A 16,938-nucleotide genomic window follows, 5' to 3' on the forward strand; every position below is an offset into this window, starting at 1 on the left:
ATAAAACAACCGCAGGAACTGCGGGGATAGCTTGGTAAGAAAGGTTTCGATAGAAACCTGTTCCTAAGAATCTTGTCACTGCGGTGATGAGAGGTTCAAATATTAAGAGTGATTCATCATTCACAAAATATTACTACTAATTTTTTTCTTGCAGAAAATGAAATCCCTTATGTGGTAGAATCTGATTAAAAAATAGTAGAAAAGGCTAAAAAATAGTTTCTTCTTTTATATTGTTTAAAAATTAGTAATTGAAATGATTTTGGTGTGTGAGTATGTTAAAATGAAGCCCTAAAAAGGAGTGCTGAGCTTATGAAACAAGACCCAACACCTTGTATTACGAATCTTTTCATGTTGACAATTGCTGGAATTGTGAATGCTTTTGGAATCACATTGTTTATGACACCCGTAAAATTGTATGATAGTGGAATTTTTGGAACTTCTATGCTACTTGAACAGGTTTCACCATCTTATTTATTATTATCACTATTCTTATTAATATTAAACATTCCTTTATTTTTGATTGGACTCAAAAAACGAGGAAAGAAATTTACCTTTTATGCTATATATACTGTTTTTATATATTCCTTATTCGCATAGCTGATTGCGGATGTTTTACCAATCGATGTAAGTATTGCTTCATCATTAGCAGATACGGATTTATTACTTTGTGCACTATTTGGTGGTATGATTTCAGGTATCGGAAACCGTAGGTACCTTTGTGATGATCTATAATGTGATTCTCTATATATTTTGCAAAATTGTATTAAATAGCTAGGTATTACTACTCTATTCGGTTGTAGCTTATTCAGCAGCATTAAAGACAATTGACTTTGATTGATTGAGCTAAATGTGCAATGATTGTAACTGAGTATCCAACCGAAATATGTGAAGCATTAAGTAATACTTTTGGAAAGTGGCGTTACTCGAGTGGATGCCACGGGTGGATATTCAAAAAGTCTTAAATCCATTGTCTATTTTGTATAGTCAACCGATACCAAGTGAATCGTATGAAAGAACAAGTTCATGAAATCGATTCTAAAGCTTATATTATCATGAGTGAAGTGGCAGATATTTTTTCAAATAATATGGATAAAGCATAAAGAAAAGTGGGGGAATTAAATTTCCTCCACTTGTTTTGTCCATAGATTTCTTGATGCATCACTTGGCATTCTCCAGTCACCTCTAGGTGAGAAACAAATAGATCCAACCTTAACACCATCTGGCATACAGTTTCTTTTGAATTGTTGGGTAAAGAAACGATTATAGAATGTTGTGATGGCCTTTTTAATTGTTTCCTTGTCTACATCTTTAAATGCAGCACAAGCTAAATCATAGATTTTCTTAGGCTCATCGTGATGTCTTAACATTTGATATAAGAAGAAATCATGAAGATCATAAGAACCTAATACTTCTTCTGTTTTTTGAGCAATTTTACCATTTTTATCTGGTGGTAAAAGCTCTGGAGATACTGGTGTATCACAAATATCCATCAATACATCATGTAATATTTCATCTTTTAAGGCAACACTTTCAACAATATAACGAACAAGTGTCTTAGGCACACTGGCGTTTACCGCATACATACTCATGTGATCTCCATTATATGTACACCATCCTAAGGCAAGTTCACTTAAGTCTCCAGTACCAACAACAATCGCATTATAGGCATTGCTTAAATCCATCAGAATTTGTGTTCTTTCACGAGCTTGTGAGTTTTCATATGTAATATTATGAACTTCTGGATTATGGTGAATATCTTTAAAATGTTGATTTACACCATCCACAATAGAAATTTCTTCACTAGATACATGAAGCAGGTCCATTAAGATTTGCGCATTAGATTTAGTACGTTTTGTCGTTCCAAAACCAGGCATTGTGATCGCATGAATTCCTTTTGAATCATAATTGTTGATTTTAAAGGCTTCATGACATACAAGCAAAGCTAAAGTAGAATCAAGTCCACCACTAATTCCAATCACAACATCTTTACAGTGAATCTTAGAAAGACGCGTTGCCAAGCCTTGTGCTTGAATGTGTAATATTTCTAAACAGCGAACAATTCTTTCATCTTGATTGTTTGGGACAAAAGGATAGGCATCGATATAGCGATCAAATTCAATTTCTTCGATTGGTTTTGATGTGAATTCCACGGTTGTATAGTTTACATGGAATAAATCCTGCATACTAGTTTTATAGTGTAAGCGATCATGATTTAAATGGTCTAAATCGATTTGTCCATAAATAATTTTATCTGTTTTTGTCTCATTTAAGATAGCCCCGTTTTCACAGATTAAATTGTGTCCAGAGAAAACCAAATCACTTGAACTTTCTGTTGGGCCGGCACTAGCATAAATATAGCCTGCATAACATTTAGCACTTTGATCTTTGACTAGATTTCTTCTGTAATTTGCTTTTGAGATGATTTCATTGGAGGCACTTAGATTACATAATACATTCGCTCCAGCTAATGCATGTGTTGAACTTACTGGAATTGTCACCCATAGATCTTCACAGATTTCTATACCTAAACAAGCCGATGTTGTTGTATCTTTAAATACGATATGATTTGAAACGGGAACCTTTTTATCTTTGTATGTAAAAGTTGTGTTTTCTTTCAATTCACTAGCACTCGAGAACCACCTTGTTTCATAGAATTCATTGTAGCTTGGAATATATGTTTTTACTTGAATACCTAGAATATCATGGTTGAAACAAATAGCGGCACAGTTATAAAGCTTGTTTTCGATTTCTAAAGGTAAGCCTAAAACTGTAACTAGGTTTTCTGGTAGTTCTTCTACAATTTCAAATAGAACTTGTTTTGCTCTATTTAATAATGTATGTTCATAGAATAAATCCTGACATGTATATCCTGTAACACATAGTTCTGGAAATACTACAAGTTGTGTATCTGAATCCAATTCTTGGATACATTTTAAAATTTCTTCTTTATTTGCCTGTGGATCTCCAATTGAAACATTTAAAGTACAGGCAGCCGTTTTATAATATGAATAACGATGCATGTTCATACCTCATTTCCAAACATGATTATATCAAAAAAAGACGTCCATTTTAAGGACGTCTTTGACTAATGTTCACTTAGTTCGTGAAGACGATCTCCATATGCAGATTCATCTGCATCTTTCTTATCGCTTTCAGTAGCATATTTTTTAACTAATGCACTTGATTTATTGATTGGTTGTAAAGTACCAGCACCGGCAACACATCCACCAGGACAAGCCATACCTTCAAGTAGGTATCCGTTTAGTCTTCCAGCTTTAGCCATCATCAACATTGTCTTACAGTTCTTTAATCCTTCTGCAGCCTGAACTTTTACTTCTGTTCCAGGATGTTCTTTTTGAATCAAGTCTTTAACGGCTTTGGCAACACCACCACTGACAGCAAATCCACGACCAGCATTTGTTCCTTCTGTTAATGGATCAGAAGTAGTAATTTGGTCTAATGCAATACCTTTCGCATTGAACATACCCATAACTTCTTCAAAAGTTAATACGAAGTCAATATCACTACGGATTGATTTACGGCTTGCTTCCAATTTCTTAGCAGCACAAGGACCGATGAATACAACTTTGGCGTTTGGCTTTTCTTTTTTGATTAAACGACCCGTTAGTACCATTGGAGTTAATGCCATTGAAATGTATGGTGCAAAGTCAGGGAAGTTTTTCTTCGCCATAACGGACCATGCAGGACAGCAACTTGTAGCCATAAATGGTTGTTTTTCAGGAACTTTATCTAAGAAGTCTTCAGCTTCTTCAATTGTACATAAGTCAGCACCAATCGCAACTTCCACAACATCCGCAAAACCTACAGCTTTTAATGCTGCTTTTACTTTGTCTGGCGTTACGGCTGGACCAAATTGACCAACGAAAGCAGGGGCAACAGCGGCAATGACGTCATAGCCTTCTTTCATGGCATAGATTGTTTGGAAAATTTGTCCTTTATCTACAATAGCTCCAAATGGACAGTTAACTAGACACATTCCGCAGCTAACGCATTTATCGTAATCGATTTCTGCTTTTCCATCTGCATCGGATTTGATTGCGTCCATTCCACAGCTTGCAGCACATGGACGTTCTAATTTAGTGATTGCGTGATAAGGACATGCATCCATACAACGTCCACACTTAATACATTTTTCTTGATCAATACAGCTTTTACCATTTACAATATGAATCGCATCTTTTGGACAAACTTCTGTACATTGGTGTGATAAACATCCTTGACAAGCGTTTGTTACAAATACTTTCTTTTCTGGACACGCATTACATGCGAACTTGATAATATTGATAAGGGGATCATCATAATATTTTTTCGCAATTGTACTTTCTTCAATTCCATCTGAAATGTTTGTATATTCAGTAATATCACGAACAGGCAAGCCCATACCCAAACGCAATCTTTCCCCGATAATTGCACGTTCTAGAAAAATACTATCACGATATTTTGCTTTTGTACCAGGTAAGATTTCATATGGGATTTCTTCCATACGCTTAGAATAATCTGTATTGTCATCGTACGCCATTGAAGCGATGGCAGTAAAGACCTGACGACGAAGGTCAGTTACTGAGTTATAAATTCCTCTCATATTTCCTCCTAATTCAATTCCTCATATATACTCATATAATATTATATAGTAAAAACTATATTTGTGAAAGTTTTAATTAGTATAAAATGTTATTATTTTTTTCTAATAGTGATATAATACCGTGCGGGGTGAATTGTTTGGTAAAAATTGTATGGGATTGGAATGGAACTTTATTGAATGATGTTGACTTATGTTTTTCTTGTATCAACCGTCTTTTAGTCAGTCATGATTTGAAACCTTTGGATACTCTAAGTCAATATCGTGAAGTATTTACTTTTCCAATAGAAGATTATTATAAAAGGGTAGGCTTTGATTTTGACAAAATACCTTTTTCCATGTTGGCTCACGAATATATGGAGGATTATCAAGAAAAAAGCTATGCTTGTAACTTACATTCAGATGTATTGGATGTTGTGAATAAGGCAAAGAATCTTGGCTTTTCGCAAACCGTGCTTTCTGCAAGTAAAATGGATTATCTTTTTAAACAAATGGAAACCTTGCATGTAGATGATTTATTCGATTCGATATACGGAATCAATGACATCTATGCAAAAAGTAAAGTGGAATTAGCTCATGCGTTTAAACAAACATGCAGCCAAGATGATGAAATTTATTTTGTAGGAGATAGCATTCATGATTATGAAGTTGCAAAAAGTATTGGTGCTAAATGTATCTTGGTGACTACTGGGCATCAAAATCGAGCAACTTTAGAAAGTGTAAATGTACCAGTTATGGACAGTTTAATGGAAAGTTTGGATTTAATTTATGAAAGAGATTAGAATCAATTCAAATGATGCAAATCAAAGACTGGATAAGTTTTTGATGAAGACTTTTCCAAAATTGAGCAAATCAATGATGTATAAGGCGATTCGAAATAAGAAAATAAAAGTGAATCGTAAACGTTGTACTTTTGATCAGAAAATTCAGGAGAATGATAGTATTTTATTGTTTTTACCTCCGGATGTTTTAGAAGAGAAACAAGTAGATACGCAATATATATCATCACAGTTGGATGTTATTTATGAAGATGAAAATATCTTGATTGCGAATAAACCATATGGCTTATTGTCACAGAGTGATCAAAGCAAAACTCAAGATTGTTTGGTAAATCGTGTACAAGCATACTTAATGGAAAAAAACGAGTATGATCCAAATAAAGAACATTCTTTTGCTCCAAGTATTTGTCACAGACTGGATCGAAATACGACAGGTCTAGTGATTGCTGCAAAGAATGCGAATGCTTTAAGAAAAGTAAACGAAGCAATCGCAAATCGTAAAATCCAGAAGATGTATCGGGCATATGTTACTGGTACTTTTAAAGAAAAAGATTTTAGTATGTGCTATTACATTCGCAAAGAAAATACTGTTGCGAAAGTAAGTGATAAAAAATTAGAGGGCTATCAAAAAGCATTGATGGATGTGCATGTTGAAAGAAATGATGGCGAGAATTCAATATGTGCAATTACACTTCATACAGGAAGATTTCATCAGATTCGTGCCCTGATGGGGCATATAAAGCATCCTTTGTTGGGTGACGTCAAATATGGATATCATGGAAAGAAAAGGCCGATAAAATTGATGGCATATCGGTTGGAGTTTCATGATGTAGATTTGCCACTTCAACAAACGGTGTTTGAACTTCCAAGAGCATAGTAGGAGGTATGAATATGCAAGAATATCGATATCTATTAGATATTGCCTTAATTTTATTAATGACAAAAGCCTTTGGACTTTTTTCTCGTCGTTTACGTATGCCATCTGTAGTAGGTGCATTGATCGCAGGTATTGTTTTAGGGCCTGCGGTGTTAAATATAGTTGGGCCAAGTAAATTGATTGAATCTTTATCAGAAATTGGTGTTATTGTCTTAATGTTTGCGGCTGGTCTAGAAACAAGTATTACAGATTTAAAAAAGGCTGGGTTAAAAGCTTTTATCATCGCAACACTGGGTGTATTAGTTCCATTAGCTGTTGGATATGTAGTTGGTGGATTCTATAATGTTGGGCCAGACGCTTGGTTACACAACCTATTCTTAGGTGTTATTTTAACAGCTACAAGTGTTGGTATTACGGTAGAAACATTGAAAGAAATGGGTTGTATGTCTACAGAAAGTGGAAATGCGATTTTAGCTGCAGCTGTAATTGATGATGTTTTAGGTATTGTTTGTTTGACATTAGTAACAGGAATGGCTGACAGTTCAGTGAACATCGGCGCTGTCATGTTTAAAATTTTACTATTCTTTGTGTTTGCCGTTGTTGTTGGGGTGATTTTACACAAAGTATTTTCATGGTGGTTTGAACATGATTCATGCGGTGGACTACAAAGATATTCAATTGTATCATTTGCGTTCGCATTGATCATGGCATTCTGTTCAGAAGCATTCTTTGGTGTAGCGGATATCACAGGAAGTTTTGTGGCAGGTTTGATTCTTTCGGGTACACGACAATGTGATTATGTCACTAAACGTATTTCAACATTATCTTATATGTTGATTACACCTGTATTCTTTGCGAGTATTGGATTAAAGCTTTCACCAATTACATGGAGTGCTGAACTTATCGAATTAGTAATTGTTTTATGTATCATATCTGTTTTGACAAAAATTATTGGATGTGGTTTGGGTGCTATTGTATGTAAATATACACCTACACAAGCTATCCGAATTGGATGCGGTATGATTAGTCGTGGAGAAGTTGCCTTGATTGTCGCAAATAAAGGTATGGCATTAGGAATCTTACCAGAAGTCTTTGTGACTCCAGTATTATTGTGTGTCGTATTCACAACGGTTATTACACCAATCTTATTGAAAATTGTATACAAAAAGAAACCTAACGATGCAGATTTTGTACAAACTGCAAATTGTTAATAATATTTTCACATTGGGTCTTTATACTTAAAGTATGAAGACTCTTTTTTTTATGCTTATCATTACTTTTTTGATCAAACCATTTAAATTATCGACTTTGTATGTTGTACTCTTTTTATACTTTTTGGCGAAAAAGGACTATGCAACAATGTATATTGAAAAGTACTGGATTTTTCCATCTATACTTCTTTTATGTTTTTGTTCTAATTATGTGCCATTATTCAATCGAGTATGTACAAGTCTTGTTTTTCTATTGGTCAGTGGAACCATTAAAATTATTAGAACTGAATGGATAGGCAGTGCCGATGTATGTTTTTTAACTTTTTTTGGCTTTTATTTAGGAATGGAAAGAATGCTCGTGGCTTTATATATTAGTGTTTTACTAGGCTTTTTGTGGATTTTATATAAAAAAAAGCATATTCTTCCGTATTTATCCTGTTTATCAATGGGTGTCTGGATCGCTTATCTGAAAGGATATACAATTTTTTATTTTCTAATAAATCTTTTTTCTTGAGGACAAATTACATCAATGTCATTAAATTGAATATGATGACTTTGAAGTAAGAGTCCCGTATTATCAATTCTTTTACCTCCATATAAGGAATCATTTAAAATGGGATGCTTCAAAGAAGCACATTGAACACGGATTTGATGTTTTCTTCCCGTTAGAATCGTTACTTGAATCAGCGAATAATCTTTATAGTTTTTAAGTGTGTTAAATATTGAAATACTTTCTTTTCCATTTGGATGGATGAACATTTTCTTGGCATTATGACGATCTCTTGCGATATTTGAAACAATCTTTTTGTTTTTATAATTCGTGTGACCTTGAACTAAGGCAATATAGTCTTTTTTAATGTGATGCTCTTCCATGTTTTTGTCACAATATGCCTGGAAGAATGGATGCTTACAAAATAAGACTAAACCACTCGTTTCATAATCAATACGATGAATGGCTTGAGCCGGATATTTATTTCCATTTAATTGCAGATACCCGTTAATACGAGCTTGTAAAGTATCTTGACTGTTTCCATCATCGTGTACTAATAAAAATGGAGGTTTAAAGGCTGCTATTAAAAAAGCATCTTCATATAAAATGTTTACAGGCTCATAGTTGATTTCAACTTCTTTTTCAGGATAGTTAAAGTAGATAGTTTTATTGTTTTCATCTATTTTTAAATGTTTTTTATGGGTTTTTGAAATACAAAAAGTCTCAAAAATCTCTTGAGAAGTTGCTGTATATTGCATGTAGTTTTCATTTAAATTTTTTATGAGCATATCAATAGAATATTTTAATGATGCGTGTCATAATGTCAATAGAAGAACAGGAGGAATACTTATGAAAATCTATAAGAATTTAGAAACTGGTAGCGTTGTTGAAGGATTGTTGATGGATGTAGTTCCTAGTGGATATCGTGAATTAAAAGCTGGTGAAGTGGATGCAGCACAAGAAAAACATGTTCCACAAGTAAGTGTAGAAGATAACAAACTTAAAGTTGTAGTTGGAAGTGTTGAACATCCTATGTTAGAGGCACACTATATCACTAATATTTGGGTTGAATATAGTGATGGAACTGTGGATCGTGCAGGTTTAGTCCCAGGAATGAAACCAGAATATGTTTTTGATTCGAAAGGACGAACAGGTAAAGTAACTGTGTATGAGTATTGTAACTTGCATGGTTTGTGGAAAAATGAAATAGAATTGTAATTAAAATGTAAAAATAAAGACAGATTGTTGAAATAAACAATCTGTTTTTCTATAATAATCACATGTATAAAGAAAAGTTGAGAGAATCGTTTAAAGTTTATGATGAAATTGTTTTAAAGTGTTTTTGTGGTATTTTTATTGGTGCTATTGTTGCGATCTGTGAAGTCATTTTTGGTAAAGGATTAGAATGGATCTTGAATTTTAGAGAGCATATGGGATGCATTATGTTGCTTGGACTTCCTTTTGCAGGATTAGCTATTGTGTTCTTATTTGATCATTGGGGAAGAATATCTAGAAAAGGTATGGGACTTGTTTTTGAGGTTGATCAAGGAAAGAGTGATTGGATTCCACTTCGTATGGCACCGTTTATGGTCGTGTCGACATGGATTACCCATTTCTTTGGTGGTAGTGCGGGTAGAGAAGGTGTTGCGATGCAGATTGGAGCTACCGTATCGCATTATTTTGGTAAGTATTTCCGCTTTAAAAACAGTGGTGTTATCTTTATGGTTGCAGGTATGGCAGCTGGTTTTGCCGGATTGTTTGGTACGCCAATTACGGCAATTTTCTTTGCCTTAGAAGTTTTAGTGGCTGGAACTTTGAAATATCGAGCTATGTCTTGTGCAATTCCGGCTAGTTTTACGGCAACTTATGTTTCTAGCTTGTTTGGATTACACAAGAGTACTTTTAAGATAGGAAATGTTGCTGAGCCAAATATGGAATTATCTATAAAATTATTGGTGTTAGGTATTTTATTCGGCATGATAGGTGGTTTATTTGCGTTTTTTTTGAAACACACAAAAGCTTTTGTCACAAATAAAATCACAAATCCCTATAAACGTATTTTTATGATGGGTGTTTTCGTGGCGTTTATGTTGTTTATGTTTGGCCAATGTCGTTATTCAGGTGTGGGTGAAAACTTGATTGTAGCATCTTTTACATCGGAAAAGATTTATGGATATGACTGGATCCTAAAGCTTGTCTTAACGATTTTAACTTTATCTGCAGGATTCCAAGGTGGAGAAGTTACGCCATTATTTGCGATTGGATCGAGTCTCGGGGTTATAATTGCACCTGTATTTGGTTTAGATCCATTGTTTGTAGCTGCACTAGGGTATAGTGGTGTGTTTGGAGCTGCCACAAATACATTTTTAGCGCCTATTGCGATAGGCATGGAAGTTTTTGGATATCAGTATTTTCCGTTCTTCTTTATTGTATGTGCTATATCTTATATCGCAAATCAAAACGAATCAATTTATGCTTTGCAAAGACAAGTCAGAGAATGATTTGTCTTTTTTTTGCAGCGTTTTGAAAACGCATACAAATTTAATGAAACAAGTAGATTTTATTTGAAAAAGTGATATACTTTAGTTATATAAAGAGTATTATTAGGAGGATGATTATGAAACAGAATAATATGCTCGCCATGATTTTAGCAGGTGGCCGTGGAACACGTCTTTTGGAACTAACTAAAAAGAATGCGAAACCGGCTGTTTATTTCGGAGGAAAATATCGTATTATTGATTTCCCACTAAGTAACTGTGCAAATTCAGATATCAACGTTGTAGGCGTTTTAACACAGTATGAATCAGTAGAATTAAACGCATACGCTGGTGCTGGTCAAAGATGGGGACTTGATGCACGTGGAAGTGGTGTTTATGTTTTGCCACCACGAGAAAAGGATGGTACAAAATTTGACGTCTATCAAGGAACAGCAGATGCCATCACACAAAACATTGACTTTATTGATAAGTTTGATCCTGAATACGTTTTAATTCTTTCAGGCGACCACATCTATAAGATGGATTATGCGGATATGTTATCTTGTCACAAGGCAAATAATGCCGATTGTACAATTGCGGTACTTCCAGTGCCAATTAAGGAAGCTAGCCGTTTCGGTATTATGAATACAGATGATGAAGGAAGAATTGTTGAATTCGAGGAAAAACCAGAACATCCAAAGAGCAATTTAGCTAGTATGGGTATTTATATCTTTAACTGGAAACAATTACGCAAAGAATTGATTTCAGATATGACTGCAGAAGGTAGTCACCATGACTTTGGTAAAGATATTATTCCTAACTTCTTAAACGCAAATAAACGTTTGTATGCTTATAAGTTTGAAGGATATTGGAAAGATGTTGGAACAATCGATTCATTGTGGGAAGCAAATATGGACTTATTAAATAAAAACAATGAATTGAATTTAGATGATCCAAACTGGAAAATCTATACAGAAGATATTCCAACTTTACCTCACTATGTAGGTCCAACTGGAAAAGTTGAACATTGCTATATCAACCAGGGAGCTATCATTCGTGGTGAAGCAGTAGATTCAGTATTATTCAATAATGTTGAAATTGATGAAGATGCATATGTATCTCAAGCTGTGTTAATGCCAAATGTTAAAGTTGGTAAAGGTGCAAAAATCTATCGTGCTATCGTTGCTGATGGTGTGAAGATTGATGATGGTGCTGTTGTTGGTAGTCCAGACAGTGATGAAATCGAATTGATTTCTAAGAGAGTAAAGAAGGGTGAATAATTATGTGTAACGCTTTAGGAATAATTACTTACAATGATTCTTCTGTATATGTAGAAGGTATGCAAAAATATCGTCCAATCGCTGGATTCAGTTTTTTAGGACGTTATCGTTTAGTTGACTTTGCGATTTCAAATATGTCAAATTCAGGAATTGATGATATTCAAATATATGTAAATGGAAATCCTCGTTCTTTAATTGATCACATTGGTACTGGTCGTCACTATAATATCAACTCTAAACATGGACACTTATCTTTAGTGCCTGTGTATTCTGAAGGTGGAACTTCACGTTTTACCACAGATATTTCATGTTATGCAGAAAACATTCATACAGTTATGGAAAACCACAATGATTATGTTGTGATTGCTCCTGTTAATATGCTTTATAAAGGAAACTATGAAGAATTGTTGAAACAACATATCGAAAGTGGTGCTGAAGTATCAGTGTTGTATCAACATGTAGATAACGCAAAAGAAAACTACATTGGATGTGATGTACTTCAAATGAATAAACAACGTGGTGTATTAAGTATTGATCAAAACTTAGGTAACTATAAATCTAGATATTTATCTTTACAGACTTACATCATGTCAAAAGAAATTTTTAAAACATTAGTTGAAGAAGCGCAAGAAACAAGTTCAATGTATTGGTTTAAAGATATCTTAAATGATAAATGTGTAGATATGGATATCCGTGGATTGAATTATCGTGGACACATTTATGTAATTAATGATTTGAAATCCTATTATGAAAGTAATATGCAATTCTTAACGGAAGAAAAAATGAAAGATATCGCAGATCCAGAATGGCCTGTATATACTCGTACAAGCGATTCAGCTCCAGCCATTTATTTGAATGGTGGTACTGCAACAGGTTCATTGATTTCGAATGGTTGTGAAATCAGTGGTGTAGTTAAGAATTCTATTGTTGGTCGTTCTTGTAAAATTGGAAAAGATGCATTGATCGAAAATTGCATCATTATGCCAGATGTAGAAATTGCAGATGGTGCTCACTTAAAGAATGTGATTGTAGATAAACATTCTAGAATCGCAAAGAAAAAAGATTTAGCAGGGTTAGAAAAACAACCTTTGTATATTGGTAGAAGGGAGAACGTTTAATGGCATCAATTTTGATGGTTGCTGGGGAAGGATTACCATTCATTAAGACAGGTGGACTTGCCGATGTAATTGGTTCTTTGCCAAAGGCACTTACTGAAAGAGGACATGAAGTAAAGGTTGTCATGCCTTTATATAAGAAAATTAGTGAAAAATACTATAATGAACTTCATTTTGATTGTGAATATTCAGTTTCAATTAATTATCATGAAGTACCCGTACGTGTATTCTCAAAAGTAGTAGATAATGTATGTTTCTTCTTCATTCAACATCAAGGTTACTTTGAAAGAGATTCATTATACGGTTATCAAGATGATGGTGAGCGTTTTGGTTATTTCCAAAAGGCTGTTATTGAAATGTTGAACCAGTTGAATTACTGGCCAAATATTATCCATTGCCACGACTGGCATACAGGTATGATTCCTTGTATGGTTAAAGAAACTCACGATGCAGATCCTAGATATCGTGCAATTCGTTTTGTGTATACAATCCACAACATGGCTTATCAAGGAAATTTCGGCCCTGAAATGCTAGATAGTTGTTTAGGATTACCATACTATTTGTTAGACAATGGTAATGTACGTTTTGATGGTGGTATTTCATTTATGAAGTCTGGTATTTTATATGCGGACAAAGTTACAACTGTATCACCAACTTATGCACAAGAAATTTTATCGCCTCAATATGGTGAACACTTAGAAGCTGTATTGAATATGCGTAAATATGATCTATGGGGTATTGTAAACGGTATTGATATCGAGTTATGGAACCCTAACACAGATCCAGAAATTCCATATCACTTTAATAAAGTGAATATTGCGGCTCAAAAGAAAAAGGCAAAAATGGCTCTACAAGAAGAACTAGGATTAGAAAAGAATCCTGATGTTATGATGGTAGGTGTTGTTTCTCGTTTGACTTGGCAAAAAGGATTCTATCTATTGATGGAACAATTAGACGCATTGTGTGCAGCTCCAATCCAATTGGTTATTTTGGGTAGTGGTGAAAGTCAAATTGAAAACAAGTTCCATGAACTTGAAGATGGAAATAAAGGAAAGATTTGTTTCTATTATGGATACAATGAAAGCTTGGCACACCGTATCTATGCGGCAAGTGATTTGTTCTTGATGCCTAGTTTATTTGAACCATGTGGAATTTCACAATTGTGTTCTATGCGTTATGGTACTTTACCTCTTGTTCGTGAAACGGGTGGTTTAAAAGATACGGTTGATGCATACAATGAATATGAAAAATCAGGAAATGGATTTAGTTTTGAAAACTACGATTCGAATGAATTGATTCATACTTTATATTATGCTTGTGACGTTTATTACAATCGTAAAGAGGATTGGGAAATGTTACAAAGAAATGCATTGAATACAGATGTGTCATGGCAACAAAGTGCTAAAACATATTCTTTGTTGTATGATGAATTAGTTGACTAATGAGAATTCTTGTTAGCGCATGTTTATTAGGATATAACTGTAAGTATAACGGAAAAAACAATTTAAATAAAAAAATTGTAGAGCTTTTAAAAGATCATGAAGTGATTCCTGTATGTCCAGAGATGCTTGGAGGACTTTGTTGTCCTCGTATTCCTTGTGAAAAAGTAGGAGATAGAATTTTGGATAAAGAGGGAAATGATTGTACAAAACAGTTTATCAAAGGGGCAGAAATTGCTCTGAATATAGCGAAAGAAAAACAAGTAGATATTGCGATTTTACAAAGAAGATCACCTAGTTGTGGATATTCTGTTATTTATGATGGGACTTTTACAGGTAATCTAGTAACTGGTAGTGGTGTCTTTGCACAAATGTTGCAAGATTTAAATATACCGATTATGGAAGCGGAATCAGAAAAATTCGTTTAGGTATTGTTTTCTTTGGCAAAATGTCATAAAATACATTTAGATTTGATTTAGGAGGATAATTATGAAACAAGTAACTGTAACTGTAGTAGATCCAGTAGGTCTTCACGCACGTCCAGCAACTGTAGCTGTTAACGCTGCTAGTAAATTTAAAAGTGAAATCAATGTAGCTTTCAAAGGACGTGAAGTAAACATGAAATCTATCATGGGAGTTATGTCTTTAGGAATTCCTACACAGTCAGAAATCACAATTAGCTGCTCAGGCGAAGATGAAGATGCTGCTGTAGCTGCAATCGAAGAAGTATTGCGTGCTCAAAAGATCATTGCTTAATTAAAGAAAGTCTCATAGTTTTATGAGACTTTTTTATTTCAAAGTTAGAAAAGAAGGAGAAAAAATAATGTCTATTGTTGAAGAAAGATATTCAAAATGGTTAAACCATGAAAATTTAGCCCCTCAATACAAACCTGTTTTAGAAGCAATGAATGCAGAAGAAAAAAATGATGCATTCTATACAACAATTGAGTTTGGTACAGCAGGTATGCGTGGTCTTTTAGGTCCGGGAACAAACCGAATTAATATTCATACAATTCGTAAGGCAACTCAAGGATACGCAAATTACATAAATGAAAATAATGGTGGTAAAGCTGGTATTGCGATTGGTTATGATAACCGTCACATGTCAAAAGAGTTTGCGTTTGATTGTGCTGACTTATTAGCAAAAAACAACATTAAATCATATGTGTTTGAATCATTACGTCCAACTCCAGAATTGAGTTTTGCAGTACGTCACTTAAATTGCTTTGGTGGCATTATGATTACTGCCAGTCACAACCCTAAAGAATACAATGGATATAAATTGTATGATGATAAAGGATGTCAGTTGATTCCATGTTTGGCTAGTCAGGTTATTGATAAGGTTAACGCAATTGAAGATGAATTGGCAATTGATGCAAACTGTACAGAAGAACAAAAGAAATTAATTACAGTTATTGGTAAAGATGTGGATGAAGAATATTACAAAAATGTATTAAGTATCCAATTGAATCCAGAAGTTAAAAAAGATATTAAAATCGTATTTTCACCAGAACATGGAACTGCTAATATTCCTGTTCAAGAAGTTTATAAACGTGCAGGATATACTTGCATCCCAGTTGTAGAGCAATGTAGTCCAGATCCTGATTTCTCAAATACACCTACACCAAACCCAGAACAAGCAGGTGCTTATGAATTGTCATTAAAATACGCAAAAGAATATCAAGCAGACTTAATTTTAGTTTGTGACCCAGATGCTGACCGTATGGGAGTTGGAGTCTTGCACAATGGTGAATATGTTGTATTAACAGGAAACCAATCTGGTTCTGTTGAAATTGAATATATTTGTTCACAACTTCAAAAACAAGGTAAAATGCCCGAAAATCCTGTAATGTTCAATACGGTTGTTACAAGTGATCTAGGAGAAAAAGTAGCTTCTGATTATGGTGTTACAACAGAAAAAACTTTAACTGGATTCAAATTCATTGGTGAAAAAGTTGCGAAATATGAAAAAACGCACGAAAAGAACTATGTATTTGGATATGAAGAAAGCTATGGTTCATTAATTAAACCTTTCGTACGTGATAAAGATGCTCCTCAAGCTTGTTTAATGCTGGCAGAAGCTTGTGCATTCTACAAAGAACAAGGTAAAGATTTAGTTGATGTATTAGATAGCTTGTATGACCGTCATGGTACATATGAAGAAAGTCAAGTTGCGTTATCATTAGCTGGTGAAGCTGGTGCTAAGCGTATTAAAGAAATCTTAGCTAACTTAAGAAAAGAGGCTCCAACACAAATTGGTGGCACAAAAGTAGTTCGTAGTGAAGACTATAAAGAATGTGTAATCAAAGAAGGGGATACAGTAACTGAACTTACTGGATTCACTAAATCGGATGTATTAAAATACTATCTTGAAGATGGAAGCTGGATTGCGGTACGTCCTAGTGGAACAGAACCAAAATGTAAATTCTACTATTGTATCAAGGGAGCTTCAAAAGAGGATGCTCACAACAAAACGGTTCATTTCCAAAAGGCAATGGATGATTTGATTGCCAAGTAGTATTAAAGGATGTCAAAATGGCATCCTTTTTTCTGTTTATTTGAAACATTAAATGATTTTTTACGATTCAGCTTATAACTTCTCAAATCCTTATAACCCCTTATTCTATGCGGTATTTGAGAAGTTATAGCTTGAATGTCAGTTCACAAATC

General features: G+C 34.2%; 17 protein-coding genes. 14 read left to right on the top strand and 3 right to left on the bottom strand.

Annotated features, from left to right (window positions below; translation table 11 throughout):
• Positions 1-309: 309 nt before the first annotated feature.
• Both LJE08_RS09950 and LJE08_RS09955 read left to right on the top strand, forming a co-directional pair.
• Positions 310-597, top strand: a complete 288-nt coding sequence (locus LJE08_RS09950) for a YitT family protein (RefSeq protein ID WP_222620935.1) — start codon at positions 310-312, stop codon at positions 595-597.
• Positions 598-1,007: 410 nt separating this feature from the next.
• Positions 1,008-1,100, top strand: coding sequence for a hypothetical protein (locus tag LJE08_RS09955; RefSeq protein WP_208853814.1), 93 nt, complete (start codon positions 1,008-1,010; stop codon positions 1,098-1,100).
• A 15-nt stretch (positions 1,101-1,115) separates the two neighbouring features.
• Here the strand turns inward: LJE08_RS09955 and LJE08_RS09960 are convergent, their stop codons facing one another.
• Both LJE08_RS09960 and LJE08_RS09965 read right to left on the bottom strand, forming a co-directional pair.
• Complete coding sequence (locus tag LJE08_RS09960) at positions 1,116-3,020, bottom strand: NAD(+) synthase (protein ID WP_227403093.1); 1,905 nt, start codon at positions 3,018-3,020, stop codon at positions 1,116-1,118.
• A gap of 65 nt (positions 3,021-3,085) precedes the next feature.
• Positions 3,086-4,603, bottom strand: coding sequence for a 4Fe-4S dicluster domain-containing protein (locus tag LJE08_RS09965; RefSeq protein WP_117926282.1), 1,518 nt, complete (start codon positions 4,601-4,603; stop codon positions 3,086-3,088).
• Positions 4,604-4,740: 137 nt separating this feature from the next.
• Here LJE08_RS09965 and LJE08_RS09970 point away from each other — a divergent pair, with 137 nt between their 5' ends.
• Genes LJE08_RS09970 through LJE08_RS15325 form a run of 4 tightly spaced genes read left to right on the top strand, consistent with a single transcriptional unit; the run spans position 4,741 to position 7,981 of the window.
• Positions 4,741-5,382: an HAD family hydrolase gene (locus LJE08_RS09970; protein WP_227403094.1), complete on the top strand. Its 642-nt coding sequence runs from the start codon at positions 4,741-4,743 to the stop codon at positions 5,380-5,382.
• Positions 5,369-6,256, top strand: a complete 888-nt coding sequence (locus LJE08_RS09975) for an RluA family pseudouridine synthase (RefSeq protein WP_117926286.1) — start codon at positions 5,369-5,371, stop codon at positions 6,254-6,256. The genes LJE08_RS09970 and LJE08_RS09975 overlap by 14 nt, the downstream gene beginning before the upstream one ends.
• 14 nt (positions 6,257-6,270) lie before the next feature.
• Positions 6,271-7,467, top strand: coding sequence for a cation:proton antiporter (locus LJE08_RS09980; RefSeq protein WP_117926288.1), 1,197 nt, complete (start codon positions 6,271-6,273; stop codon positions 7,465-7,467).
• Positions 7,468-7,519: 52 nt separating this feature from the next.
• Complete coding sequence (locus LJE08_RS15325; RefSeq protein WP_227403099.1) at positions 7,520-7,981, top strand: prepilin peptidase; 462 nt, start codon at positions 7,520-7,522, stop codon at positions 7,979-7,981.
• Here the strand turns inward: LJE08_RS15325 and LJE08_RS09990 are convergent.
• Positions 7,954-8,715 (bottom strand): RluA family pseudouridine synthase, encoded by a 762-nt coding sequence (locus tag LJE08_RS09990; RefSeq protein ID WP_227403095.1) that lies wholly within the window; start codon positions 8,713-8,715, stop codon positions 7,954-7,956. The genes LJE08_RS15325 and LJE08_RS09990 overlap by 28 nt on opposite strands.
• 91 nt (positions 8,716-8,806) lie before the next feature.
• Between LJE08_RS09990 and LJE08_RS09995 the strand changes: the two genes are divergently transcribed.
• The 8 genes from LJE08_RS09995 to LJE08_RS10030 all read left to right on the top strand — a co-directional run bounded on the left by LJE08_RS09995 (position 8,807) and on the right by LJE08_RS10030 (position 16,786).
• On the top strand, positions 8,807-9,175 hold the full coding sequence (locus LJE08_RS09995; RefSeq protein ID WP_217256118.1) for a desulfoferrodoxin family protein: 369 nt from the start codon (positions 8,807-8,809) through the stop codon (positions 9,173-9,175).
• 62 nt (positions 9,176-9,237) lie between these two features.
• On the top strand, positions 9,238-10,458 hold the full coding sequence (locus LJE08_RS10000; RefSeq protein ID WP_117926296.1) for a chloride channel protein: 1,221 nt from the start codon (positions 9,238-9,240) through the stop codon (positions 10,456-10,458).
• 116 nt (positions 10,459-10,574) lie between these two features.
• On the top strand, positions 10,575-11,714 hold the full coding sequence (locus LJE08_RS10005) for a glucose-1-phosphate adenylyltransferase (protein ID WP_117571889.1): 1,140 nt from the start codon (positions 10,575-10,577) through the stop codon (positions 11,712-11,714).
• A gap of 2 nt (positions 11,715-11,716) precedes the next feature.
• Entirely contained in the window at positions 11,717-12,832 is a 1,116-nt protein-coding gene (gene glgD / locus LJE08_RS10010; RefSeq protein WP_227403096.1) for a glucose-1-phosphate adenylyltransferase subunit GlgD, read from the top strand.
• Positions 12,832-14,271 carry a glycogen synthase GlgA gene (glgA, locus tag LJE08_RS10015; RefSeq protein WP_227403097.1) on the top strand — a complete coding sequence of 480 codons (1,440 nt, stop codon included), beginning with the start codon at positions 12,832-12,834 and terminating at the stop codon, positions 14,269-14,271. Before glgD ends, glgA begins: the two co-directional genes overlap by 1 nt.
• Positions 14,271-14,696 (top strand): DUF523 domain-containing protein, encoded by a 426-nt coding sequence (locus LJE08_RS10020; RefSeq protein WP_117926304.1) that lies wholly within the window; start codon positions 14,271-14,273, stop codon positions 14,694-14,696. The genes glgA and LJE08_RS10020 overlap by 1 nt, the downstream gene beginning before the upstream one ends.
• A gap of 61 nt (positions 14,697-14,757) precedes the next feature.
• Entirely contained in the window at positions 14,758-15,024 is a 267-nt protein-coding gene (locus tag LJE08_RS10025) for a phosphocarrier protein HPr (protein ID WP_003866017.1), read from the top strand.
• A 67-nt stretch (positions 15,025-15,091) separates the two neighbouring features.
• Complete coding sequence (locus LJE08_RS10030; RefSeq protein WP_255650337.1) at positions 15,092-16,786, top strand: phospho-sugar mutase; 1,695 nt, start codon at positions 15,092-15,094, stop codon at positions 16,784-16,786.
• Positions 16,787-16,938: the final 152 nt, after the last annotated feature.

It is taken from the genome of Holdemanella sp. DFI.5.55 (assembly GCF_020593575.1).
GTDB lineage: Bacteria > Bacillota_I > Bacilli_A > Erysipelotrichales > Erysipelotrichaceae > Holdemanella > Holdemanella hominis.

Coding starts and splice junctions, on each gene's coding strand:
- LJE08_RS09950 (WP_222620935.1), top strand. CDS start 310: ATGAAACAAGACCCAACACCTTGTATTACGAATCTTTTCATGTTGACA.
- LJE08_RS09955 (WP_208853814.1), top strand. CDS start 1,008: ATGAAAGAACAAGTTCATGAAATCGATTCTAAAGCTTATATTATCATG.
- LJE08_RS09960 (WP_227403093.1), bottom strand. CDS start 3,020: ATGCATCGTTATTCATATTATAAAACGGCTGCCTGTACTTTAAATGTT.
- LJE08_RS09965 (WP_117926282.1), bottom strand. CDS start 4,603: ATGAGAGGAATTTATAACTCAGTAACTGACCTTCGTCGTCAGGTCTTT.
- LJE08_RS09975 (WP_117926286.1), top strand. CDS start 5,369: ATGAAAGAGATTAGAATCAATTCAAATGATGCAAATCAAAGACTGGAT.
- LJE08_RS09980 (WP_117926288.1), top strand. CDS start 6,271: ATGCAAGAATATCGATATCTATTAGATATTGCCTTAATTTTATTAATG.
- LJE08_RS15325 (WP_227403099.1), top strand. CDS start 7,520: ATGCTTATCATTACTTTTTTGATCAAACCATTTAAATTATCGACTTTG.
- LJE08_RS09990 (WP_227403095.1), bottom strand. CDS start 8,715: ATGCAATATACAGCAACTTCTCAAGAGATTTTTGAGACTTTTTGTATT.
- LJE08_RS09995 (WP_217256118.1), top strand. CDS start 8,807: ATGAAAATCTATAAGAATTTAGAAACTGGTAGCGTTGTTGAAGGATTG.
- LJE08_RS10000 (WP_117926296.1), top strand. CDS start 9,238: ATGTATAAAGAAAAGTTGAGAGAATCGTTTAAAGTTTATGATGAAATT.
- LJE08_RS10005 (WP_117571889.1), top strand. CDS start 10,575: ATGAAACAGAATAATATGCTCGCCATGATTTTAGCAGGTGGCCGTGGA.
- glgD (WP_227403096.1), top strand. CDS start 11,717: ATGTGTAACGCTTTAGGAATAATTACTTACAATGATTCTTCTGTATAT.
- glgA (WP_227403097.1), top strand. CDS start 12,832: ATGGCATCAATTTTGATGGTTGCTGGGGAAGGATTACCATTCATTAAG.
- LJE08_RS10020 (WP_117926304.1), top strand. CDS start 14,271: ATGAGAATTCTTGTTAGCGCATGTTTATTAGGATATAACTGTAAGTAT.
- LJE08_RS10025 (WP_003866017.1), top strand. CDS start 14,758: ATGAAACAAGTAACTGTAACTGTAGTAGATCCAGTAGGTCTTCACGCA.
- LJE08_RS10030 (WP_255650337.1), top strand. CDS start 15,092: ATGTCTATTGTTGAAGAAAGATATTCAAAATGGTTAAACCATGAAAAT.